19 protein-coding genes are annotated in these 22,511 nt (G+C 47.2%); 10 read left to right on the top strand and 9 right to left on the bottom strand.

From position 1 onward, the window contains the following. Positions 1-33: 33 nt before the first annotated feature. Complete coding sequence (locus EYR25_RS19035; RefSeq protein WP_133182212.1) at positions 34-657, top strand: 2OG-Fe(II) oxygenase; 624 nt, start codon at positions 34-36, stop codon at positions 655-657. Between the two features lie 64 nt (positions 658-721). Here EYR25_RS19035 and EYR25_RS19030 read toward each other — a convergent pair whose 3' ends face one another. Then, positions 722-1,963 carry a dicarboxylate/amino acid:cation symporter gene (locus tag EYR25_RS19030; protein WP_133182210.1) on the bottom strand — a complete coding sequence of 414 codons (1,242 nt, stop codon included), beginning with the start codon at positions 1,961-1,963 and terminating at the stop codon, positions 722-724. A gap of 287 nt (positions 1,964-2,250) precedes the next feature. Between EYR25_RS19030 and EYR25_RS19025 the strand changes: the two genes are divergently transcribed. From EYR25_RS19025 to EYR25_RS19005, 5 genes are all read left to right on the top strand, one after another. Further along, positions 2,251-2,676, top strand: a complete 426-nt coding sequence (locus EYR25_RS19025; protein ID WP_133182208.1) for a YqaA family protein — start codon at positions 2,251-2,253, stop codon at positions 2,674-2,676. Positions 2,677-2,817: 141 nt separating this feature from the next. After that, on the top strand, positions 2,818-5,667 hold the full coding sequence (locus tag EYR25_RS19020; protein WP_133182206.1) for a M16 family metallopeptidase: 2,850 nt from the start codon (positions 2,818-2,820) through the stop codon (positions 5,665-5,667). A 182-nt stretch (positions 5,668-5,849) separates the two neighbouring features. Then, positions 5,850-7,499, top strand: a complete 1,650-nt coding sequence (gene gshA / locus EYR25_RS19015) for a glutamate--cysteine ligase (RefSeq protein ID WP_133182204.1) — start codon at positions 5,850-5,852, stop codon at positions 7,497-7,499. Continuing rightward, entirely contained in the window at positions 7,499-7,960 is a 462-nt protein-coding gene (locus EYR25_RS19010) for a hypothetical protein (protein WP_133182202.1), read from the top strand. The genes gshA and EYR25_RS19010 overlap by 1 nt, the downstream gene beginning before the upstream one ends. A gap of 156 nt (positions 7,961-8,116) precedes the next feature. Next, positions 8,117-8,734, top strand: coding sequence for a transglycosylase SLT domain-containing protein (locus EYR25_RS19005; RefSeq protein ID WP_023267638.1), 618 nt, complete (start codon positions 8,117-8,119; stop codon positions 8,732-8,734). Positions 8,735-8,782: 48 nt separating this feature from the next. Here EYR25_RS19005 and EYR25_RS19000 read toward each other — a convergent pair whose 3' ends face one another. The 4 genes from EYR25_RS19000 to dauA all read right to left on the bottom strand — a co-directional run bounded on the left by EYR25_RS19000 (position 8,783) and on the right by dauA (position 13,802). Then, entirely contained in the window at positions 8,783-10,045 is a 1,263-nt protein-coding gene (locus EYR25_RS19000) for a sensor domain-containing diguanylate cyclase (protein ID WP_133182200.1), read from the bottom strand. Positions 10,046-10,197: 152 nt separating this feature from the next. Next, a complete protein-coding gene (gene purK / locus EYR25_RS18995; protein ID WP_133182198.1) occupies positions 10,198-11,295 on the bottom strand; it encodes a 5-(carboxyamino)imidazole ribonucleotide synthase in 1,098 nt (365 codons plus the stop codon). Next, positions 11,295-11,786, bottom strand: coding sequence for a 5-(carboxyamino)imidazole ribonucleotide mutase (gene purE / locus EYR25_RS18990; RefSeq protein ID WP_011626975.1), 492 nt, complete (start codon positions 11,784-11,786; stop codon positions 11,295-11,297). Before purE ends, purK begins: the two co-directional genes overlap by 1 nt. A 243-nt stretch (positions 11,787-12,029) precedes the next feature. Continuing rightward, positions 12,030-13,802: a C4-dicarboxylic acid transporter DauA gene (gene dauA / locus EYR25_RS18985; RefSeq protein WP_165953526.1), complete on the bottom strand. Its 1,773-nt coding sequence runs from the start codon at positions 13,800-13,802 to the stop codon at positions 12,030-12,032. A gap of 225 nt (positions 13,803-14,027) precedes the next feature. Here dauA and EYR25_RS18980 point away from each other — a divergent pair, with 225 nt between their 5' ends. From EYR25_RS18980 to EYR25_RS18965, 4 genes are all read left to right on the top strand, one after another. Then, positions 14,028-15,905, top strand: coding sequence for a vWA domain-containing protein (locus EYR25_RS18980; protein WP_133182195.1), 1,878 nt, complete (start codon positions 14,028-14,030; stop codon positions 15,903-15,905). 44 nt (positions 15,906-15,949) lie between these two features. Continuing rightward, the gene (locus EYR25_RS18975; protein ID WP_109285564.1) at positions 15,950-16,552 is read left to right on the top strand and encodes a sigma-70 family RNA polymerase sigma factor; all 603 of its coding nucleotides are present in this window, start codon (positions 15,950-15,952) and stop codon (positions 16,550-16,552) included. Then, positions 16,545-17,270: a hypothetical protein gene (locus EYR25_RS18970; protein ID WP_133182193.1), complete on the top strand. Its 726-nt coding sequence runs from the start codon at positions 16,545-16,547 to the stop codon at positions 17,268-17,270. Before EYR25_RS18975 ends, EYR25_RS18970 begins: the two co-directional genes overlap by 8 nt. 218 nt (positions 17,271-17,488) lie before the next feature. Further along, on the top strand, positions 17,489-18,025 hold the full coding sequence (locus EYR25_RS18965) for a hemerythrin domain-containing protein (RefSeq protein ID WP_133182191.1): 537 nt from the start codon (positions 17,489-17,491) through the stop codon (positions 18,023-18,025). Between the two features lie 68 nt (positions 18,026-18,093). Here the strand turns inward: EYR25_RS18965 and EYR25_RS18960 are convergent, their stop codons facing one another. From EYR25_RS18960 to EYR25_RS18945, 4 genes are all read right to left on the bottom strand, one after another. Continuing rightward, complete coding sequence (locus EYR25_RS18960) at positions 18,094-18,279, bottom strand: DUF3545 family protein (RefSeq protein ID WP_007650190.1); 186 nt, start codon at positions 18,277-18,279, stop codon at positions 18,094-18,096. Between the two features lie 216 nt (positions 18,280-18,495). Then, positions 18,496-20,133, bottom strand: a complete 1,638-nt coding sequence (pgi, locus tag EYR25_RS18955) for a glucose-6-phosphate isomerase (RefSeq protein WP_133182189.1) — start codon at positions 20,131-20,133, stop codon at positions 18,496-18,498. A 20-nt stretch (positions 20,134-20,153) separates the two neighbouring features. Next, the gene (gene tal / locus EYR25_RS18950) at positions 20,154-21,110 is read right to left on the bottom strand and encodes a transaldolase (protein ID WP_133182186.1); all 957 of its coding nucleotides are present in this window, start codon (positions 21,108-21,110) and stop codon (positions 20,154-20,156) included. A 246-nt stretch (positions 21,111-21,356) separates the two neighbouring features. Further along, positions 21,357-22,469: an OmpA family protein gene (locus tag EYR25_RS18945; protein ID WP_023267628.1), complete on the bottom strand. Its 1,113-nt coding sequence runs from the start codon at positions 22,467-22,469 to the stop codon at positions 21,357-21,359. Positions 22,470-22,511: the final 42 nt, after the last annotated feature.

Raw genomic sequence — 22,511 nt, 5'->3', positions numbered from 1 at the left:
AAGCGTAGCCTCTTATTATTGGATGTAGCATTAATGGTTTCGCAATTAAGTGAAGCAGTGCTGGATGTGATCGCTGACGCCTTGGTAGACAAAGGCTATATCTTTTTACCCGAGTTAATTCCTCACCCCATTAGCCAAGTATTATTGGAAAAAATCCAAGCAACAGAAATACATGAGCTCAAAGCGGCCTCGATTGGACGTGGTGCAGAGCAGCAACTCAACCCCGATATTCGCCGTGATAGGATCCAGTGGCTTGAGGAGCTGAGCGAGCCAGATAGCCTATATTTAGACTTGATGACGCAGTTAAAGGATGGCCTAAATCGTCGATTATTTATGGGATTATTCGACTACGAAAGCCATTATGCTGTGTATCAACCCGGCGCTTTTTATAAGAAGCATGTGGACGCGCTAAAAGGCAGTCAAAACCGTATCTTAACCACAGTGTTTTTCTTAAATCCCGATTGGACACCAGCAGATTGCGGCGAGCTGATTATTTACGATGAAGCCGATAATGAGATTGAACGCATCGCGCCTAAAATGGGCCACTTTGTGATTTTCTTAAGCGAGCGCTTCCCCCATGAGGTGAGTAAAACCTTAGCCCAGCGCAACAGTATTGCTGGCTGGTTTAGGGTGAGTAATAGTATGCATGGCTTTTAAAAGGGCTAAAAAAACCACCTTAGTTAAGGTGGTTTTTTTGTATACAGTGATGCAATCCTAGGTATTAGGCTAATGTCGCCTCCGTATCTTTGGCATTAAACTGTTCTACATCAAGTTCATTTTCAGATTTGCCAATTACTACGGCGGTCATCATATCGCCTGTTACGTTGGTCGCGGTGCGGATCATATCGATAATACGGTCGATTGCGGCAATAAAGGCGATACCTTCTAGGGGCAAACCAATCACGCCTAAGGTCACTGTTAACATCACCATGGCGCTGCCTGGCACGCCAGCGGTACCGACGGAGGCCACTGTGGCTGTAACGGCAATCATCACATAATCTAAGGTGTCGAGTGGAATAGCGTAAATTTGAGCGATAAAAATCGCAGCAATCGCAGGGTAAATACCACCACAGCCATCCATGTTCATAGTGGCGCCGAGTGGCATAACGAAGGCGCTATAACGCTTTGAAACACCCATGGTTTCAACCGCTCTAGTGCTGGCGGGCAGAGTGCCGAAGCTAGAAGAGGTACTAAAAGCCACTAACTGAGCGGGCATCGCTTTACGGAAAAATTGTATTGGGCTTAATCCTGCTAATTTTACAAAGCCACCATACACAAAAATCATATGGATAAGAGCGGCAATATAGATAGCGGCGATAAACTTACCTAGAGGTAATAGGGTAGATAAACCATATTCACCGACTACCCAAGCCATTAAACCAAACACGCCGATAGGGGTTAGTTTAAGCACCATGCGTGTCAGTTGAAACATGACTTCTGCACCCGCTTCGATGGTGCGTTTTAGTGGTTCGGCTTTCTCGCCAACTTTGTTGATGGCGATCCCGACTAATGCGGCAAATACAATGATCTGAAGCACTTTTCCATCCGCCAGTGAGGCAAAGGGATTCACTGGGATCATATCGAGCAGCACCTGTGCAAACCCTGGAATATTGCGCTCACGCACTTCTGTGGTGGCCAGTTGCATTGTGCCGCCCATATCGATAAGCGAGCCAACAGCCAAACCTATCAGAGAGGCGATAGTGCCTGTCAGCATGAACATGCCTAAGGTCTTAAGACTCAAGCGTTTGAGACTCGTTTGAGAGCCGAGCGAGGTGATACTGACCACAATCGCACAAAAGACCAGTGGCGCAACCAGCATCTTAATGGCGCTGATAAACAAATCACCAAGGGGTTTAAGCACGGTAGCGGTTTCGCCTAACAGTACGCCAACGAGCGCACCTAAAATAAAGCCAGCGAGGACTTTTTGCCAAAAAGGAATGCGGCTAATGGTTTGAGGGATCATGCGTTTTCCAAAAATATATCATTACAAGCCCATGGACCTGAGATGCTAGTATGAGTATCCACTTGAAGTGAATGAACTTATACCAAGCGACGAGTCAGGTACAGGACATTTTTTGCCATTAAAGGCATTGTATCGGCTGAGATAGGGTTATAACAAACCGATTTTCTTATAACTTATTGTGATAAATGAGTTTGTTGTGAAATGGTTAGTCGCTACATCCTTTTAACGCTGTGGTAGTTCTCTGTTTGTGAGCGTGAAAGAGCTGTAATTTCATAGAGTAAGCTTTTATGTCTGAATTAAGTATGATGTTTTCTGGGGCTTTTTTAGCCGCCACCTTGTTACCGGGAGGATCAGAAGTTTTACTGATTGCGTTGCTGAATAAAGCGCCGCAAGCTTGGGTCGCATTAGTGGTGGTGGCCAGTGTGGGTAATACCTTAGGGGCGATGACGAGTTTTTATCTAGGGCGCATCGGCCGGTTTGCAAAGTCCCCCGAGGCGCTAAGTGAGGGAAAGCATGCCAAAGCCTTAGCCCTTATTGAGCGTTACGGTGTTTGGTCGTTATTGTTGTCGTGGGCGCCAGTGATTGGCGATCTATTATGTTTATTGGCGGGGTGGTTAAAGCTTAGGGCGTTCCCCGCATTAGTGATGATTTTGATCGGCAAAACCCTGCGTTACCTTATCGTGGCGGCCGCGACATTGCATTGGTTTAGCTAGTTTTTAAATGTGTTGTTCGGTTAAAGGATGATAAGGCTACAAAGGAAGTCCTTGTATTACTTGGAACTTTGTAGGGATTAAAGAGTCAGAACTCATTATTGATACCGAGCATTCTACAGGGGCTAATTTTTTAGCCTATTGATGTATAAGGGGAATACCTTGAAAAAATGGATATTAGCGATCGCGATCTCCGCCGCACTCGCAGGTTGTGCCACCCAAACCTCAACTCAATTACCCGCGGGCATAAAGTTAATTGAAAATGTGCAACTGAAGGACTCTGAAGTCGGTATTCCCTTTAAAAAATATCAGCTTGCCAATGGTCTAACGGTTATTTTGCATCAAGATCATTCCGATCCCTTAGTGCATGTCGATGTGACTTATCACGTCGGCTCAGCCCGTGAACTCGCTGGTCGCTCTGGGTTCGCCCATTTATTCGAACATATGATGTTCCAAGGTTCAGAGCACGTTGCCGACGAGCAACATTTTGAGGTGGTGACCGAGGCGGGAGGCACGCTGAACGGTTCTACCAATACCGACAGAACCAACTACTTTGAGACAGTCCCTAGCAACCAGCTCGAAAAAATGTTGTGGCTCGAGTCTGACCGTATGGGCTTTTTGTTGCCGGCGCTGACCAGCGAGAAGTTTGAAGTGCAGCGCGAGACAGTGAAAAACGAGCGTGCTCAACGCATTGATAATCAACCCTATGGCCGCATGAGCGAGCGCTTTAATCAGGCGATGTTCCCGGTCGGTCATCCCTATTCTTGGCCTGTGATCGGCTGGCCAGAGGATCTTAACCGCGCCACAGTGGATGATGTGAAACACTTTTTCCAGCGCTGGTACGGCCCGAATAACGCCACGTTAACGATTGGCGGCGATTTTGATGAGCTGCAAGCCTTAGCCTGGGTAAACAAATACTTTGGCGAAATCCCCCGTGGCCCCGAGGTTCAACCTGAGCCTAAGACCTTAGTTACGCTCGATAAGACGCGCTATATCTCGATGGAAGATAACGTGCATCTGCCGCTGATCCGTATAGGCTTTCCGACTGTGTATGCCAGCCATCCCGATGAAGCTGCGCTGGACTTATTAGCTAATATTCTCGGTGGCGGTAAGACCTCACTCGTTTACAAAAACCTTGTGAAGGACGGTTATGCCGTGCAGGCAAGCGTGAGCCAACCCTGCCAAGAGTTAGCCTGTCAGATGTCGATTTATGCCTTAGCCAATCCGCAAAAGGGCGCAACCTTAGCCGAGCTTGAGCAGCGTATTCTCGACTCGATTAATGAGTTTGAGCAGCGCGGCGTCACCGACGATGACCTGCAAAAAGTGAAAGTACAGTTTGAGGCCGATACCATTTTTGGCCTGCAGAGTGTAAAAGGCAAAGTATCTATGCTTGCCTTGAATCAAACCATGTTTGGTGAGCCGAATAAGATTGCTTCCGACCTTGCTCGTTACGCTAACGTCACTAAAGATGATGTGATGCGGGTATTTAAAAAGTACATCAAAGACAAGCCCATGGTGGTGATGAGTGTGGTGCCACAGGGAATGACGGCGTTAGTCGCTCATCCGGATAACTTTACCCCTCAAACCTTGCCTGTGGCAGATACGGCTGTAGAGGGCGATTTACCCACTGCTAAGTTGGTGTCAAGTTTCGACCGCTCAAAAATGCCAGCTTCTGGCGCGGCGCCCGTGCTTAAAGTCCCGACGATTTGGACCACTAAGTTAGCTAATGGCATCGAAGTGATGGGCACTCAAAGCAGCGAAACCCCGACGGTGGAATTAGTGATTTATCTTAACGGCGGACACAGATTAGTGCCCGTTGAAAAGGCGGGTCTAGCAAGCTTGACTGCCGAGATGCTGAATGAGTCGACGCAAAAGCGCTCAACCGAGCAGTTGTCGCAGGCGCTTGAGATGCTCGGCAGTACGGTGGACTTTAGTGCCTCCGAAACCCAAAGCACAATTAAGGTATCGGCGCTTACCGAGCACTTGGATGAAACCTTAGCCATATTGGAAGAAAAGCTGTTCCAGCCTGCGTTTAACGAGGCCGACTTTGCGCGGGTGAAGCAGCAACAATTGCAGCAAATTCAGCATATGCAGTCAGACCCTGGCTATGTCGCCAACTCTGCGCTGTATAGCTTGCTCTATGGTAAGAATAACGCTCAAGGCGTGAGTGATGCGGGAACCTTAGATTCCGTTGCTGCGCTGACTCTTGCGGATGTGAAGGCGTTTTACGCCGAGCAGTACCGTGGGGCAAACGCTAAAATCATTACGGTAGCGAATCTGCCTGAAAGTGCATTACTACCTAAGCTCGCGGGATTGAGTCAATGGCAAGGGGAGGCGAGTACATTGCCGCCACTCAAGTCATTCCCTGCTCTGAAGGGCGGGACTATCTATCTGATCGATAAACCGGGCGCTGCTCAGTCGGTGATTAACATTGCGAAACGTGCCTTACCCTATGATGCAACAGGTAATTATTTTAAATCTTACCTAATGAACTATCCGCTTGGTGGCGCCTTTAATAGCCGAATTAATCTTAACCTACGTGAGGATAAGGGCTATACCTATGGGGCTCGCAGCTCATTTACCGGTGGCGTGGAAGTCGGTGACTTTGTGGCCTCAAGTGATGTGCGTACCGATGTGACGGCCAAGGCTGTAAATGAATTTATCAAAGAAATCAAAGCCTATCAGCAGAATGGGATGACAGATACTGAGCTAGGCTTTATGCGCAGCTCGGTTTCCCAAGGGCAAGCATTGGATTATGAGACGCCTTATCAGAAGGCTGGCTTTATGCGGATGATCCAGCGTTACCAGCTGAGCCAAGATTTTACTACCGAGCAGGACAAAATTATAAATACTGTAACAAAAGATGAACTCAATGCCCTCGCGGCTTCCGAGCTAGATATCTCGAAAATGATCATCTTAATCGTCGGAGATAAGGCTAAAATTGAAGCAGATTTAGCAACTTTAGGCTATCCAATTGAAACTTTAGTATTGTAAATTAGCTTTTCGACCCAATATAAATTGCAGACAAGCTAATTGCGCAGCACAACCTCGCTGCAGTCTAAAGTGTTAACGAGCAAGGCGGTGACAGCATTAGCTGTCACCGTCTGCGTTTTATCGCAGAAGAATGTAATTAGGCTTGTCCAATGGACAGGTTTAGATTTATTTTGAGGCGTATTTTGAAAGATAAGCCTCAAAATAAAGGTCTGACTGTTAACCTTGTCGCGATAGCGAATCACCAATCAGAGAAGCGCAAATTGAAGCCATTCAATGAATTAGTACAACATTTCTCGGACGCTCAAGGGCGTGCCGCACTCCTTGGCATGTTACGTGGAATTGAGCGTGAAGCGCTGCGTATCGACGAGTCAGGTTACCTTGCGTTAGATGGTCATCCAGTAGAGCTTGGCTCGGCATTAACGCATTCGCGCATTACGACAGATTATAGTGAGGCACTGCTTGAATTTATCACTCCGGTGAATAATCAGGTTGAGCCGCTATTGCAAGGCTTGACCGAGACCCATGCCTTTAGCGTGCGTCATTTGCATGGTCAGCGCTTGTGGCCCGTGAGTATGCCTTGTTACGTGAAGGATGAACACAATATCCCGATCGCCCGTTATGGCACTTCGAACACGGGTAAGATGAAAACCTTGTATCGCAAAGGTTTAACTTACCGTTACGGCGCCCTGATGCAGATTATCTCTGGGGTGCATTTTAACTTTTCGGTTTCGCAGGAGCTGTGGCAAAGCCTCTATGAGTTGAGTGATAAAAGCGTGAGCTTCGAGGATTTTATCTCCGAATCTTACTTTGGCCTTATTCGCAATTACCGCCGTTTAGTATGGGTATTACCTTATCTGTTTGGGGCATCGCCTGCGCTGTGCAGCTCCTTTATCAAAGGGCAGAAGACCGATTTACGCTTTGAAAAATCGGGTCGCGGCACCCTGTATCTACCCTATGCGACTTCGCTGCGGATGAGCGATCTGGGTTACACCAATAAAGAGCAGGAAGATCTTAACATTAGCTATAACTCCCTGCCCGAGTATCTGGCTGGGGTGAGAGCCGCGATTAAGATGCCATCGGCCAACTTTGCCAATATCGGCGTGAAGGTGGATGGTGAATATCGCCAGCTCAATGCCAATGTGCTGCAAATTGAAAACGAATTTTACTCGCCTATCCGCGCTAAGCGCGTCACCAAAAGTGGTGAGAAGCCCTCCGAAGCCCTTGCACGTGCAGGGGTTGAGTATATTGAGGTGCGTGCATTAGATGTGAACCCCTTCAGCCCGATTGGGATTGAAGAGAACCAAGTGCGTTTCCTCGACTTGTTCTTACTCTATTGCTTATTAACTGATTCTCCTAAATCAGATGCCGCAGAGGAAGCACGTTTAAGTGCTAACTTAAAGTCTGTTGTGCTTGAAGGCCGTAAGCCAGGACTTGAGTTATTAACCGAGACCGGTACACGCTCACTGCAAACGTGGCTTTTGGATCTGTTTGAGCATTTGGATTCATTGGCCAAGTTACTCGATGGCGATAAGCAGGACTACCAAGCGGCCTTAGCCCATTGGCGTGAAGCAGTAAATGACCCACAAAAAACCTTGTCGGGCCAAGTGCTTCAGCAATTGGTAACCAAGGGGCAAGATCATGGGCAGTGGGTGATGTCATTGGCTCAGCAATATCACCAATACTTTATGGATTATCCTTTATCCTCTGAGGTTGTCAGCGATTATCAAGCCGAGGCGCAAGCATCGCTTAACAAGCAAGCGGACATCGAAGCGGCGCAAAGTGCGGTATCCTTTGATGATTATCTGACGGACTATTTCGGGACATCATCCTAATGAGTCACTATTTTACAGGGCGCAGACTCACACTTATCGCCAGCCTTGTCGGGGTTGCTGCACTGCTACCTGGCTGTGCATCTTCGCCTGAGGATAACTTAAGTTGCGGCACTGTGTCTGGGTATTTACAGCCCGATGCCAGCACCCATTGGTATCGCGTAGTGGTGACCCATCTTAATGGTAAGCCTGTGGTGTCGAAACCTAACTATCAATTGGCGCCGGGGGAATATGAGTTCACGGTCGCCGAGCTGATTGATGATCCTTCCCTTGGGGTTTCCCTTAGTGCGCGTACTCCTAAAACCTTCAAGTTAATGGTGGAAGGGCATCAGCGTTACCATATTGGCGCTTTATTCCACACGGATAAGCGCTATATGGGCAAGGATAGCAACTATTGGGAGCCTGGTGTGTGGCAGCAAGAAAACCATGAATGCCAGTTTGATCTCAGCCCTGAAACAAAATAGTCCGATTTAACAATGGATTGTGATTTCTGTTAATGAGTTTGGTCTGAGAATAGGCGCTAAGGTGATCTTAGCGCCAAAAACAGGATTGGCGCTTTGCCTCACACTATGACTGTGCGATGATGGGCCGGTTTTATTTATTGGGAGAACAAGCGCTGAATGAAATGGCTTTCGACAACTCTGCTATGTGCATCCATTGGGTTACTCTCTGGTTGCGCCACTTCTCCACCTAAATCTCCCGATAACCTTTGCGATATTTTTCAAGAGCATCGTTCATGGTATGAAGCCGCTAAGGACACCCGTGATAAATGGGGCGTGCCTGTGCATGTGCCGCTGGCGATGATGTATCAAGAAAGCTCCTTCAAGCATAATGCAGCGCCGCCCATGGAGTATTTCTTAGGGTTTATTCCCATCGGGCGAGCCAGTGATGCCTATGGCTATGCGCAGGCCAAAACCATGACCTGGGATGATTATGTTCGCGAGACGGGAAACAGTTGGTCTTCGCGGAGTAATTTTGATGATGCCATGGATTTTATGGGCTGGTTTATTTACAAGACTAATAAGATCAATGGCGTTTCCAAGTGGGATGCGAGGGCGCAATACCTCAACTATCACGAAGGGTGGGGAGGCTATCGCCGTGGGACATATAAGTCTAAGGCGTGGCTAATTAAAGTTGCGGCTAAGGTGGATGACAGGGCTAAGCGCTATGCGGCTCAATATAAAACCTGTCAGGAGGATTTAGATTCTTCTTGGCTATGGCGCTTATTCTTCGGCTAGTAACATTCATGCGTTTAGGAGCTTATGGTTGATAAGCTCCTGATGCCACTACTGCGCCAATTGGTTATTGGCCGCAATCGCTTCGAGTGCTTTTATCGCTTTCTTCTTACTGCGTTTTTGCTCATACATGGCTTGGTCTGCTAGTTTAAATGACTGAGCCCAATTATTGTTGTATGCGGCTATGCCCACGCTGAAGTTAAGATTTAAGGATGACTCTTGGTGTAACTTGACGCGCATAGCATCCAAATCACTTTCAAGCAGCTCTAATGGACCATGGCAGAGGGCGACAAACTCATCCCCTCCGAAGCGCGAGATAATGCCTTTATTCTGCCAAAAGCCGAGAATAGTCTTGGCTACTTGTTTGATGGCTAAATCACCGACTTGGTGCCCTTGTTGGTCATTAATGGTCTTGAGATTATCCATATCGATAATCACCAAAAAGCTGCCTAGGTGCGCTTTAGGCTGCCAATGTTGCAGGGCATCTTCGAAGTTTTTACGGTTATAGAGTCCGGTTAAGTTATCGAAGTTGGCGAGTTTAGTGATTTGCAATGACTTCTGGTACAGGGCAATTGCATTGCTGGCCTCATGGGTGAGAATAGAGACGAGATTGCGGTCGTAATCACTAAAGGCGCCAACACTGCTGCTGTCGAGATTAAGCATGCCATAGAGTTTGCCATCGATGCGTATTGGGCTTGAGAGCGTAGAGCGTATTGGTTGTTTGGCCGCGTTGAGCAAGATGTGCTGCTCTTCGCCGGTGAGCGTGCTGCCCGAATTGATATTCTTCATATCATCCACTACCACCACACGGTCGCATTTGCCCTTAGTGAGTCGATACTCGAAGGATTGCTCGAGGGAAAAATTCAATTGCTTGAGCATGTTAAGGTCGAGCCCAACTACGGATTCGAAGTGCAGTTTATGGGTCTCTTCGTTGACTTTGATGATGCTACCCATTTCGGCTCCGTTAATGATGCAAACGGCTTTATTCAGCAGCGCATCGAGAAACGCATGTTCATTTTTATACTGGCTCGATAGATGGGCAAGTTCGTAAATGGCGTCGTTAATGCTCACGACTTGCTCTAAGTGTTGCCATAGACGGGTTAAGCGACCCTGGTGAAGATAATAAATAAGGCTGTAGGCAATCACATAGATAAGACAGACAAACAGCAGCGGCAGGATAGTCCAGCCTTCGGTGGGAGCATTAAACACAAACAGTAAGACGAATAAGACTATTGGCACTATCAGCAGCAATAGATGATAGCGATAGTCCAAGCGGTCTATGGTTTTACGTTTAAAATTATCCCTTAATTTCACTCGGCAGTTCCTTTATTCGTGCTCCGGTTAGTCATCTTTAATCACTACATCACTAACTCATTCACGCTGAGTATGGATAAGTATATAACGAAGATAAAAAAATGACTGATAAGGGAACAAATTTGCTCCCTTATCAGTGGTCTGCGGCTCGGTTAGGCTTTAGCGAACTCAGCTAAAATCCACGCGAGTGGCGCTTGGTATTGGCTTGGCATCCAAGTTTGCAGCGCGCTAATGCTGTCTTTTAACACGGCAGTATTAGGCACCGAAAGGTTTAAATGCCCGACTTTACGGCCAGGACGAACCTCTTTGTTGTACCAGTACAGTTCGGCATTAGGCAGGGTTAGCCAGCGGGGATCGTTTTCAATACCAATCAAATTGACCATCACGCATTGAAAGTTCACCTGTGGCTGCGGAATCGCAATACTGCACAGGGCTCTTAAATGCAGTTGGAATTGATCCATATGGGTGCCTGCTTGGGTCCAATGGCCTGAGTTGTGCACCCGCGGGGCTAACTCATTAACCAGCAGCTTATCGCCAACACGGAAGCATTCCATCGCCATCACGCCGACATATTCCAGCTCATGCATAATGGCGCTGAGCATGCCTTCCGCTTGGGCTTGCAGGTGATTCAGGCGAGTCAGTGGCGAAATTGAGGCCATCAAAATGCCGTCTTGGTGCAGGTTGAGTGTTAATGGGTAAAACACGCATTGACCTTCACGGGTACGTACGCCGACTAAGGATACTTCTTCATCGAAGTTGATTGCTTGTTCGGCAATGGCCAAGTTACGCCAATCTTGGGGTATCTCTCCCGCTTCGGCTTGTTTTAGCCAATGTTGACCCTTACCGTCGTAACCACCTGTGCGGCGCTTCATTAGCACTCGCGGGCCAAAATCTTGATATAGATTTTCGACGTCGGTTTTATCATCGACAAGTGTCCAAGGTGCGGTTGGGACTTGGATCTGATCGAGTAAGCTTTTTTGGCTGTAACGATCGGCCAAACGGCTAAAGACTGGGCCGTTAACAAAATGCGGATGGGTGCTGAGTTGTAAGCTTAAGGCGGATTCGGGCCACTGCTCGCGTTCGGCGGTGATGATATCCTGAGGCGCTAGCGGCAGGACTTCATCGGTTGGCGTCATGATATCAACGGCGCGAACATCAATAGCTAGTGGCTCGCCTGCGTGGGTCAGCATGGCGCCAAGTTGGCCATTACCTAATACCCAAACCTTAGGTTTTGCGCTTACTTGAGTCATTAGGCTTCCCTCGGATCGGGATTGTCCAGCACTGCGCGCGTTTGTTCTTCCCTAAAGGCTTCTAAACGTGCGGCAAGTTCGGCATCGTTATTGGCTAAGATTTGGCAGGCGAGTAGACCGGCGTTAAAGGCACCTGCGGTTCCGATGGCCAGAGTGCCTACGGCAATGCCTTTTGGCATCTGTACGATAGACAGTAAGCTATCCATACCCGACAGCGCTTTACTTTGTACTGGTACACCTAATACGGGTAAGCGAGTTTTTGAGGCAATCATACCGGGTAAGTGAGCAGCACCGCCCGCACCACCGATAATAATTTTAAAACCACGGTCAGCGGCTCCGGCTGCAAACTCCATCAGTTTATCTGGCGTTCTATGGGCAGATACGACTTCAACATGGTAAGGCACTTGCAGTTTATCCATGATCTCAGCGGCGGCTTCCATTGTGGGCCAATCACTCTTAGAACCCATAACAACAGCAACAAGGGCTTGCATGATAACTCCTTAACTCACTAATTTTAATTATATTTTGACCTTGTATCAGGTCTGGGTACAGTCGATGTCCGCAACCCCTATCAGAGCCGGGAGCATCATGGCGCAGAATAATAGCATGTAAAGCCTGATTTCTGACGTTTTTTGCGCGTAAAAATAGCGCTTTTAGCGTGGATAAAGTGTTCGCCGAATGGGCTTAAATCCCCTGAGACCGTTAAAGGTTTCAGGGGACAGGTATAAGAAGGGTTAACTTGAGGCTTTATAAGTGGCAGTCGTACTTGATTCGACAATCTGTTCATGCACAGGCGCTTCAGCCAAGGCTTCACGCAGGGTGGGATAAAACTTCAGTACGCCTTCAATCGGCTGCACTTTAGCTCTCGCTAGGGTGCGAATGGGCTGGAACTGCAAATCGGCAATGATCAGCTTAGTGTGGTTTAGTTTACATTTATCGATGAGTTTATTGAGCGCCGCAAGACCACCCGCATCGAGGATGGATACCCCATCTAAATAAAGGACGATGACTTGTTTGTCTTGAGTAAGGCTCGCTATCTCGGCAAAAATTCGATCGGCCGCGGCAAAAAACAATGGGCCGTTAATTTTTATCACCGCCCAGTCAGCGGGTAGGGGTTGATCGACATAGCGCTTATTGGTGCTGATATCATAGAGCTTGGTCATCTCAGCAATTTCTTTCATAAACAGTAGCGCGGCTAAGATAATCCCCACGCTGATGGCGATCACCATGTCGAAAATGACTGTGAGAGAAAAACAGGTTAGAAACACCAAAATATCGCTGGTGGGCGCCGTTTTCAGTAAATGCACCGCTTTGGGGGCTTCACTCATATTCCATGCCACTACCAGTAGTAATGCTGCCATGGCCGACATGGGTAAATAGGCTAATACTCCCGCGAGCGCGACTAACCCAACCAAGACCACTATGGCGTGGGTCATCGATGCTATCGGACTCTGGGCACCCGCCTTAACGTTTGCCGCGCTGCGGGCGATGGCCGCCGTTGCTGGGATACCGCCAAAAAATGGGGTAATGATGTTACCTATACCTTGGCCGAGAAGCTCACTGTTTGCGCTGTGGCGTTTTCCTGTCATGCCATCAAGCACTACGGCACACAGCAGCGATTCAATCGCACCTAACATGGCAATCGCAAAGGCTGCGGGCAGTAAGGCTTGAAAAGTGGCCAGATTAAATTCAAAGGCTTGACCGTTTGCGCCTGTTTGTAACCAAGGCCATTCAAAGTGTGGGAGGACAGCTGGAATACCTGTGCCGACACTGCCATCACTTAATTGATAATGAAAGCGTGTCCCTATGGTTTCAATATCGGCGCCCATGGCATTTAACACTAGGGCAAGAATACTGCCTAAGGCGATTGCGGGCAGATGGGCAGGTACTGGGATCTTCAATTTAGGCCAGAGTAGCATAGTGGCTAAGGTGGCCGCGGCGACTAACAAGCTCGGCAAGTGAAGGCTGGGTAATGCCTGGCCTAAAGCCATGATTTTGGCAAAATATTGCTCCGGCATGTGCTCTATATGCAGGCCAAAGAAGTCTTTTAGCTGCAAGGTTGCAATCACAACCCCAATCCCTGCAGTAAAGCCTAAGGTGACGGATTCTGGAATGTAGAGGATCAATCGACCCAGTCTTAACATCGCCATGGCGACTAACATCATGCCTGACATCACAGTCGCAATGAGCAGCCCCGCCAAACCAAATTGCTGGGCGATGGGATAGAGCAATACGACGAAGGCGGCCGTTGGTCCTGACACGCTATAACGGGAGCCGCCCGTCATCGCAATGATAAAACCACCGACAATGGCGGTGTATAGGCCATATTGTGGAGCGACACCGCTGGCAATGGCCAGTGCCATTGCGAGCGGAATGGCAATAATCCCGACGGTCAGTCCCGCCAGCAGATCTTGTCCAAAACGTTTAACCGAATACTTATCTTTTACGCACGCCTCGCTAAGGGCATGGGCAATTCTTAATGAAAACAAATGAGCAGAGTGTGACACGTGTGGGTCCATAAACGCGGCTTGTTACAAGGCTCTATTTTAGAGTCCAGAAAAATGTCCTTGTGTGATCATAGCTGCAAAAGACAGTTAAATGTCTTTGTTTTTAATAAATACTGTGCTTGGTAAAGCGGATGTGACAATTTCTCTCTCCAAATAACCCTTTTGTGCCGGGGCTGCGTTTATAGGGATATCCACCATTGAGAACACTTTGATTAGGTCATTATTATGCGATATCCATTTTTAGTTTTTCGCCACAAAACGCATTTTAGCTTTGTTGTTTCGGGATTAACACTCGCCGTATTACTTGGATTGAGTGCTTGTAGTGATAAAACTGCAGAACAGCAAAACCCTGCTGAATTAGCCGCTCAAGCAAAACTTGCCGCCGAGCAACAGGCGGCGCTTAAACAAAGTGCAGAGCTTGATGAAAGGGCGGAGCGTCAGGCCAATAGACAAAGAGATGCCGCAATCGTCATGCATGGACAAGCCTCGTCAGCAAAACTGCGGACAATGAGTGCTGAGAGTCGAGCCTATATTGCGCAACCTGCTGCGACTATCAGTGCGGCACCCGCGTTAAACCGCGATTGGCCGGGGGCTGTGCCACCCGATCGAAATCGCTTCGAGAAGCAAGTGCAAAACGGCATCATGGTTGCGGGGGAAATCCCAGTTTCCACCTTTGCTATCGATGTCGATACCGGTAGTTACACGACCTTAAGACGAATGTTGAAGGAGGGGCGATTACCAGCGAAGGACACGCTGCGGGTTGAGGAAATGCTGAATTATTTTTCCTATGACGATCCACTGCCAGGAAAAAATGATGCGCCCTTTAGTGTCACGACTGAGCTTGCGCCATCACCCTATAACGATGACATGATGTTACTTCGCATCGGTTTGAAGGGATATGAGCAGAGTAAGGCTGAACTGGGTGCCAGTAACTTAGTGTTTCTGCTGGATGTGTCAGGGTCGATGGCATCGCCCGATAAATTACCTTTGCTGCAAACTGCTTTGAAAATGCTGACTCAGCAATTGGATGCTCAGGATAAGGTATCGATTGTCGTCTACGCCGGCGCCGCTGGCGTAGTGTTAGATGGCGCAGCAGGTAACGATACCCAAACCCTTAACTATGCGTTAGAGCAACTCAGTGCGGGTGGTTCAACCAATGGGGCGCAGGGGATTCAGCTCGCCTATCAGCTGGCGAAAAAGCACTTTGTTGAAGGCGGCATCAATCGAGTCATTCTCGCGACCGACGGTGACTTTAATGTCGGCACGACCAACCTCGATGAGTTAATCGATTTAGTTAGCATGCAGAAACAACAGGGCATAGGGCTCACGACACTCGGCTTTGGCATGGGCGACTACAATGACCATTTGATGGAGCAATTAGCCGATAAGGGCAATGGGCAATACGCCTATATCGATTCTATCAATGAGGCGAGAAAAGTGCTGGTGGAACAGTTAAGTGCAACCTTACTCACCATAGCGAAAGAAGTGAAAGTGCAGGTCGAGTTTAATCCCGCTCTTGTGGCCGAGTATCGTTTGATTGGCTATGAGAACCGCGCCCTCGCGCGGGAGGATTTTAATAACGATAAGGTGGATGCGGGCGAAATTGGCGCTGGGCATACAGTCACGGCGCTTTACGAGTTGCGTTATGTGGATGCGGGCAATTTGGCCAATGATAAACTTCGCTATGGCTATAATCCCAAAACGGGTAATGAAAAATATAGCCGCGACGAAATCGCCTATCTTAAATTACGTTATCAGCTACCGGATGAGGCTCAAAGCCAGTTACTGAGTTATCCGATTCGAGCAGACCAAAGGGTAAAATCATTAGCGCAGGCGAGTGATGATTTTCGTTTTGCCGCTGCGGTGGCAGGATTAGGACAGTTGCTGAATCAAAGCCACTATTTGCATCAATTTGATTATAATAAGCTTAGTGCGCTCACACGTTCTGCGCTGGGGGAAGATACCAGCGGCTATCGACATGAATTTATGCAACTTGTCGATACAGCTGCGGCACTCGCACAAACACAGCGAGCGCCAATCAAAAAATCCTTTGATGCCGGAGATAAACCTTTCCCGCCCGAGGATAAACCGCATCAGCAATGAGTTAAATTATTATGTTTCAGTTAGTTAACCATTAGGGAGCTGCCATGGCCCTGGCGATACCGCAAATGCATGCCCATGAGCATACCGATGAACAGTTAATGCTGCGCTATGCCAAGGGCGATGGCAAAGCGTTTGAGCAGCTTTATCTTAAACACAAAGGCGCTTTGTACCGTTACTTTGTACGCCAACTCGGTGACAAACAGTTAGCCGAAGATTTATATCAAGAAACCTGGGGACGGGTGATCCGTGCCGCCGCAAACTATGAGCCGAGCGCTAAGTTTAATACTTGGCTCTATCGGATTGCCCATAATCTGTTGATTGACCATGTCAGGGCGGTTAAGCCCGTCGACTTAGTCAGCCATGATAACGAGGAAGGGCTAGATACTTTTGTGGGGGCGGAGCATGAGCAGCCCGATGTGCATTGGCAGGAAACGCAAAAGAGCCTGTTGCTGAAAACCTGTATTGCCCTGTTACCCCAAGTGCAGAAAGAAGCCTTTATTCTCAATATCGAAATGGGCTTTACAGCCGCTGTGATCAGCGATATTGCTGGGGTGACACTCGAGGCGACCAAGAGCCGCATTCGCTATGCGTATCAAAGCTTAAAAGATTGTGTCAATGCTAAATGGCAGGAGGTTGGCCATGAGTAATTCCACTCTGTCATCGGAAGAAGAGGCACTACGTCAGGAAGTCTCGGCTTGGTATCACAAACAAGCACTGGAAATGCCGCCAGAGAGGCTCGACCAAGATATATTGCGCCTATCACAAGCCCATTTGGCTGAAATGAATGTAAGCCAGTTAAAGCCTGCTGCAACGCCTATTTGGCGCCGTTTCCCATGGGCATTATCGAGTGCCGCCTCCTTAGTGCTCGTCGTTGGTTTAGTGATCCTTAACCGAGGCCATTTTGAGGAGGAGTTAGTCGCGCCTGCCGCTTTGACTATGAGTGCGCCCATGCCAGCTCAAGCACAGTTAGATAATGCTGCGCAGCAAGCCGAAATGGCGCGTCAAGCCAAAGTTGAGGATGAATCAACACAAAATAGCCAAAGGGAGGCGATAAGGGCTGAAGCTAAGATGTTAGCGCAGGAAAAACTGCAAGCCGAGTCTCGAGCATTACGGCAAATAGCACGGGCATTGCCTCAGAATGAGGTAGCCGTAGCGGCTGCACCACATGATAAAGGTGTGCTGATGGCGTCGTTAACACGTTTGCAGGCCTTGATTGACTCGAAACAAATACAGGAAGCCTTAGCACTTGAGCAGCGCTTAGTGGAGCAATTTCCTGAGTTGTCGAAAAGTAAGACTGAAATCGCTTCTGAAGATCTTGGTGCAGTAGAAAAATTTAAAGCGTTACAGCAGCGCCTTCATCAATAGTTCAACTCCATCTTAATTAGCGGGGCATAGTTGCGTTATGCCCCGCTGACGAGCGTCTTTTATTCGTTAAGTAGTGGTATTTATCGAACCTTTTTACAGACCGTAATGTTAATTACTTGATCATGGTCATAAAGCGAACAGGAATTCGCCTGCTATATTGGAGATCGATAAACGACTTGACTAGTATCAATAGTCAAAGCCCAAGTTCAGGAGGCGATATGCTTAAAAGACTCATGCATGATCATAAACATATAGCAGTGCTATTGAATGTCTTGAAAAACAAACAGATGAAATTAGCTGAAGGCGAAGCCATTAATTTTATCGTGGTTCGGGACATAGTTGAGTATATGCAAGGATATGCTGAGCGAAGCCATCATCCTGTAGAAGACATTATTTATACATACTATTTGGCGCATAAAGCTAATGATGAAATTGATAAGTTAAGCGCAGAGCATCAAGTGGTTACCGCGGCTTCTTCGGCGCTCATGGGCACGTTAAATCTTATCTTGAGCGATATAGTTGTTGCTAGGGATAAATTGATTGCCGATTTTGCAGAATATGTTGATCTGCAAGAGAAGCATATGCAAATGGAAGAGCGGGAGATTTTCCCTTTACTTGCAAAAACCTTAACTGAGCAAGACTGGAAAGTGATTGAGCAGCAATGCCAAGCATCTTTAATCGACGATCCTTTGTTTCTTGACCGTGAACAGCAGGCATTTGATGAACTACGTTCTTATCTCAAAACATCCGAGTAGATTAGCGCGTAAAAATAGAAAAAGCGCCAATGGCGCTTTTTCACTATAGGCTGTATATAAACAACGGGTTACAACTGGATAGCGTCTATATCGTAATCAAAGTTGTTATCAATCTCTTGAAGTTCCTTGAGTAAACGATGTTTGTCCTTTAACGCTTCAATTTCTCGCCACTTACGCTTTTTATTGGAGCCTCGCGAGCGATCGGGTCTTTCTACGACTTCATCTAGCGCACAACCATAATCTAAACGATCCATGGTAACCTCCTGTTGTTGTATGTTTTGTCAGCGATTAAATAACATATTTTCAAAACAGGGTGCAAGAATTATGTTTCATTTGTGTTAACTTGAAATGAAGTTTGAGTGATATGTCATTGATCTTCGCGAGAGTGTTAAAGGAAGTTGTTAGCGAATATTTTAGGTTTATTAATAAGATAAAATAAAAAAGCCAGCGATTGCTGGCTTTTTGTTCGATCAGATTTTGCCCTGTCGATACAGGTTAATTAACCCATTGCTCGAGGCATCTAAGGCGGTGGCGTCTTGCTCGGCGCCGATGCGGGCGAGGACGTCATTGCCTAGGGTTTTACCGAGTTCAACACCCCATTGATCGAAGGAGTTGATGTCCCAAATGGCGCCTTGGACAAAGGTTCTATGCTCATAGAGCGCAATTAGCGCGCCTAGAGTTTCAGGAGTCAGCTTATCCATTAACAGCGTGTTGCTTGGCTTATTGCCTGGCATGACTTTGTGTTTGGCGATAAGTAACTTTTCTTCATCACTTAAGCTGCTCTTGCTCAATTCGGCTAGCGCTTCATCTAAAGTGCGGCCTTGCATGAGAGCCTGAGTCTGTCCGAAGCAGTTAGAAGCTAACTGATCATGGTGCTCTCCGATAGGATTATGGCTTTGCAGCGGCATAATGAAATCGGCCGGAATTAATGCAGTACCTTGATGCAGCAGCTGGTGGTAAGCGTGCTGACCATTTGTGCCTTCGCCACCCCAAATTACAGGACCCGTGCTGTAATCCACATGAGTTCCATTAAGCGTGACCGATTTACCATTACTTTCCATATCCAGTTGTTGGAAGTAAGCGGGAAGTCCGCGTAGGTAATGATCGTAGGTCAAGACCACATGGCTCTGGGCATTAAAGAAATTGCCATACCACAGAGAAAGTAATCCCATGATCACTGGCATGTTTTCCGCTAGATGCGCATTGGCAAAATGGGTATCCATTTGGTGCGCGCCCTTTAATAGGGAGCGGAAGTTATCCATGCCGATGAGTAAAGCGATGGGTAAACCAATGGCTGACCAAAGTGAATAACGACCACCAACCCAGTCCCACATTGGGAAAATATTGTCAGCATCGATACCAAAATCGGTCGCTTTTGCCACGTTAGAGGTCACGGCAACAAAGTGTTTCGCCACATCTGACTGTGAACCACCTTTGGCTAAGAACCATGCCTTCGCCGTTAGGGTATTGGTCAGCGTCTCTTGTGTACCAAAAGACTTGGACGACATGATAAACAGAGTGGTTTCTGGATCGAGCAGCTTAAGTTTTTCACTGATCGAGGTGCCATCGACGTTGGCAACGAAATGGCAATTGAGGCCTGTAATCCAATATGGGCGTAATGCTTGGGAAACAATTTTAGGGCCAAGGAATGAGCCACCGATACCGATACTGACAATATCGGTAATGGCTTTGCCTGTGTAGCCTTTCCACTGTCCTGAGGTGACTGAAGTGACAAACTGCTGCATTTTGTTTAGCGTTTGCTGTACTTCAGGAACGATATCTTGACCTTCGGCAATAATGGATTGCTGCGCAGTACTGCGCAGTGCGGTATGTAAGACGGCACGTTTTTCGGTGGTGTTAATAATATCACCGGCAAACATCGCCTTGATTTTAGCGTCAAGCTTTGCCTCTTGCGCCAGTGTCAGCAGCAAGTTGAGTGTCTCTGGTGTCGCTCTATTTTTTGAATAATCTAAAAATAAGCCACAGGTAGAAAGTGACATATTGCTAAAGCGTGCAGGATCGTCTGCAAAGAGTTCCCGCATATGTGGGATCTGCTGGCTATGGGCTGCTAACGCTTGCCAAGTTGTGCTTTGGGTCAAGATAGTCATCTAATCGTCTCCGAAGATACTTAGTTTGCCAGTTTTGCCTTTAGCATGACTTCGAGTTTGCCTTGGTCGATGGCGAAGTTACGGATACCTTCTGCTAGCTTGTCTACGGCCATAGGATCTTGGTTGAAGTCCCAGCGGAATTGCGCTTCGGTTAAAGGCTCACCCGCTGCAACCGTGGTGCTGGCAGGAAGCAGTTTAGGTTGAATAGCAACTTGAGAGTTTGCCAGCTCTTCGAGTAATGAAGGGCCAATAGTCAGGCGGTCACAACCCGCTAATTCGATGATTTCACCGATATTACGGAAACTTGCGCCCATGACTACTGTGTTATAGCCATGCTGTTTGTAGTAGTTGTAAATTTCAGTCACAGAAACGACACCAGGATCATTTACGGCATCATAGTCTTTCCCTGTGTCTTTTTTGTACCAGTCGAGGATGCGGCCTACGAATGGAGAAATTAAATACACGCCAGCTTCAGCACAGGCACGCGCTTGAGCGAAGCTAAATAGTAGAGTTAAGTTACAGTTGATGCCTTCTTGCTCTAACTCTTTGGCAGCACAAATGCCTTCCCAAGTTGAGGCTAATTTGATCAGAATACGAGACTTATCCACGCCAGCCTCTTGGTAGAGACGTACTAGTTTATGCGCTTTCGCAATGGATTTTTCTTTATCGAAGGATAAGCGGGCATCGACTTCAGTTGAAATTCGGCCTGGAACCAGTTTCAGAATTTCCACGCCAATGTTTACGGCAAGTTTGTCGCTGGCATCATCAATCTGTTGCTCAATATCAGCACTTTGTAATTTAGCCCATGCGATTGCATTGTCGATTAAAGCGCTATACTCGGGAATTTGAGCCGCTTTTAAGATGAGCGATGGGTTGGTCGTTGCGTCTTCTGGCTGATAGCGTTTAATCGCTTCAATATCGCCTGTATCGGCCACAATCATAGTGTATGACTTGAGTTGCTCTAATGTATTTGCCATGAAAAACATCCTTCTCAGATAGCGGTCTTAACTCAGAAATGAACTGATGACTATTAGAAGCGATTTTGCCAACTTTTCCAACCATCAATGTAAAAAAATTACAAAAATGGTAAAACGATATCGTATTGGCATGAAAGCTGTGATTGTATTGCAACGACATGTAAGCATCATCAGATTGCATAGTGTAGATGTTATAAAAACAAAAAGTCGCTGCAAGCAGCGACTTTTTTATTCTTAAGAGTGCAATTACTTCAGAACAGGTTGTTTTTCAGTAGTTGTCACGATAGCTTCGATGCGGCGGTTTGCAGCATGAGCTTCTTTAGAGTCACCAGCCACTAATGGCTTAGTGATACCGTAACCGTTAGAAGTTACACGGCTTTGGCTGATGCCATATTTTTCAACAAGGATCTTAGCAACAGCGTCAGCACGCTTGTCAGACAGAACCATGTTATATTCTGGTTTACCTACGTTAGAAGCGTGACCCGCAATTTCAACTGTGAATTCTGGGTTCTTGTTCAGGTAGTTAGCCAGTCTTTCGATGTCTTTGTAGTACTCTTTCTTCACTACTGCAGAATCGTTAGCAAACTGGATAGAACCAACATCTTCTTGCTTCTTAACGTTTTCATAGATAGTACAGCCAACAGAGTCAACTTTGTGAGTTGCTGGAGTAGCTGGACACTGATCTTTATCGTCGTAAACACCATCGTTGTCTGAGTCAACTGGTGCTGCTGCAACTACAGCGGCAGCTACAGGAGCCGCGACTGCTGGAGTACCAAAACGGTAGCTTAATTCTAAGCCCCAGTAGTTGCTGTCAGCTTCAATCGTGTTGAAGTCAGTATCGTCTAAGTTTTCATAGCGACGGTATTTAGCTTGTAACTTCAGGTTATCAGTGAAGTTATAGCCAACACCAGCACCAAAGTAAGGTGCAAAATCATTAGAGCTGTAAGAGCTAGACGATGTAGCAGTACGTTGGCTGTTTTCTAGGGTGTAGTACATTGCACCTGCTTCAGCAGATAGGCTCCAACGGTTACCTAGCGGCCATACACCAACTAAGCCAAGAGTTGCACCTTTTACGTCTGCATCGTTGCTGATGCCACCAGTGGTCCAATCAGCACTACCTAGATCACGAAAGCCGATTTCTGCACCAAAGTAGTCATTAAACATATAGCCAGCGAAGATGTCCCATGCATATGGATTATCGTCACCGTTGTCAGTTGCGATGTGTTCATAGTTATTAACGCCTAAACCTGCGCCAACATACCAAGGTGTAAGTTCCTGAGATGCGCTGGCAGCAAGTGGAAGCATTGATGTAAGCAAAACTACTTTTAATGTATTCTTCATCATTTTCTCTAAGTCCATTGTTTATGATTCTCCACCAAAAATATGCTTTGCGGGTTTTAT

The sequence above is a fragment of the Shewanella decolorationis genome, assembly GCF_004354305.1.
Lineage (GTDB): Bacteria > Pseudomonadota > Gammaproteobacteria > Enterobacterales > Shewanellaceae > Shewanella > Shewanella decolorationis.
The sequence above is the reverse complement of the archived record's forward strand: the minus strand, read 5'-3'. Positions and strand labels throughout refer to the sequence as shown.

Bases quoted from the DNA above. Each gene is read 5' to 3' on its own strand.
- pgi (WP_133182189.1), bottom strand. From the start codon at position 20,133: ATGACTATCTTGACCCAAAGCACAACTTGGCAAGCGTTAGCAGCCCAT.
- EYR25_RS18975 (WP_109285564.1), top strand. From the start codon at position 15,950: ATGGCCCTGGCGATACCGCAAATGCATGCCCATGAGCATACCGATGAA.
- EYR25_RS19035 (WP_133182212.1), top strand. From the start codon at position 34: ATGGTTTCGCAATTAAGTGAAGCAGTGCTGGATGTGATCGCTGACGCC.
- EYR25_RS19020 (WP_133182206.1), top strand. From the start codon at position 2,818: ATGTATAAGGGGAATACCTTGAAAAAATGGATATTAGCGATCGCGATC.
- EYR25_RS19030 (WP_133182210.1), bottom strand. From the start codon at position 1,963: ATGATCCCTCAAACCATTAGCCGCATTCCTTTTTGGCAAAAAGTCCTC.
- EYR25_RS19005 (WP_023267638.1), top strand. From the start codon at position 8,117: ATGAAATGGCTTTCGACAACTCTGCTATGTGCATCCATTGGGTTACTC.
- EYR25_RS18960 (WP_007650190.1), bottom strand. From the start codon at position 18,279: ATGGATCGTTTAGATTATGGTTGTGCGCTAGATGAAGTCGTAGAAAGA.
- EYR25_RS18945 (WP_023267628.1), bottom strand. From the start codon at position 22,469: ATGGACTTAGAGAAAATGATGAAGAATACATTAAAAGTAGTTTTGCTT.
- EYR25_RS19010 (WP_133182202.1), top strand. From the start codon at position 7,499: ATGAGTCACTATTTTACAGGGCGCAGACTCACACTTATCGCCAGCCTT.
- EYR25_RS18970 (WP_133182193.1), top strand. From the start codon at position 16,545: ATGAGTAATTCCACTCTGTCATCGGAAGAAGAGGCACTACGTCAGGAA.
- purK (WP_133182198.1), bottom strand. From the start codon at position 11,295: ATGACTCAAGTAAGCGCAAAACCTAAGGTTTGGGTATTAGGTAATGGC.
- purE (WP_011626975.1), bottom strand. From the start codon at position 11,786: ATGCAAGCCCTTGTTGCTGTTGTTATGGGTTCTAAGAGTGATTGGCCC.
- EYR25_RS19025 (WP_133182208.1), top strand. From the start codon at position 2,251: ATGTCTGAATTAAGTATGATGTTTTCTGGGGCTTTTTTAGCCGCCACC.
- EYR25_RS18965 (WP_133182191.1), top strand. From the start codon at position 17,489: ATGCTTAAAAGACTCATGCATGATCATAAACATATAGCAGTGCTATTG.
- tal (WP_133182186.1), bottom strand. From the start codon at position 21,110: ATGGCAAATACATTAGAGCAACTCAAGTCATACACTATGATTGTGGCC.
- EYR25_RS18980 (WP_133182195.1), top strand. From the start codon at position 14,028: ATGCGATATCCATTTTTAGTTTTTCGCCACAAAACGCATTTTAGCTTT.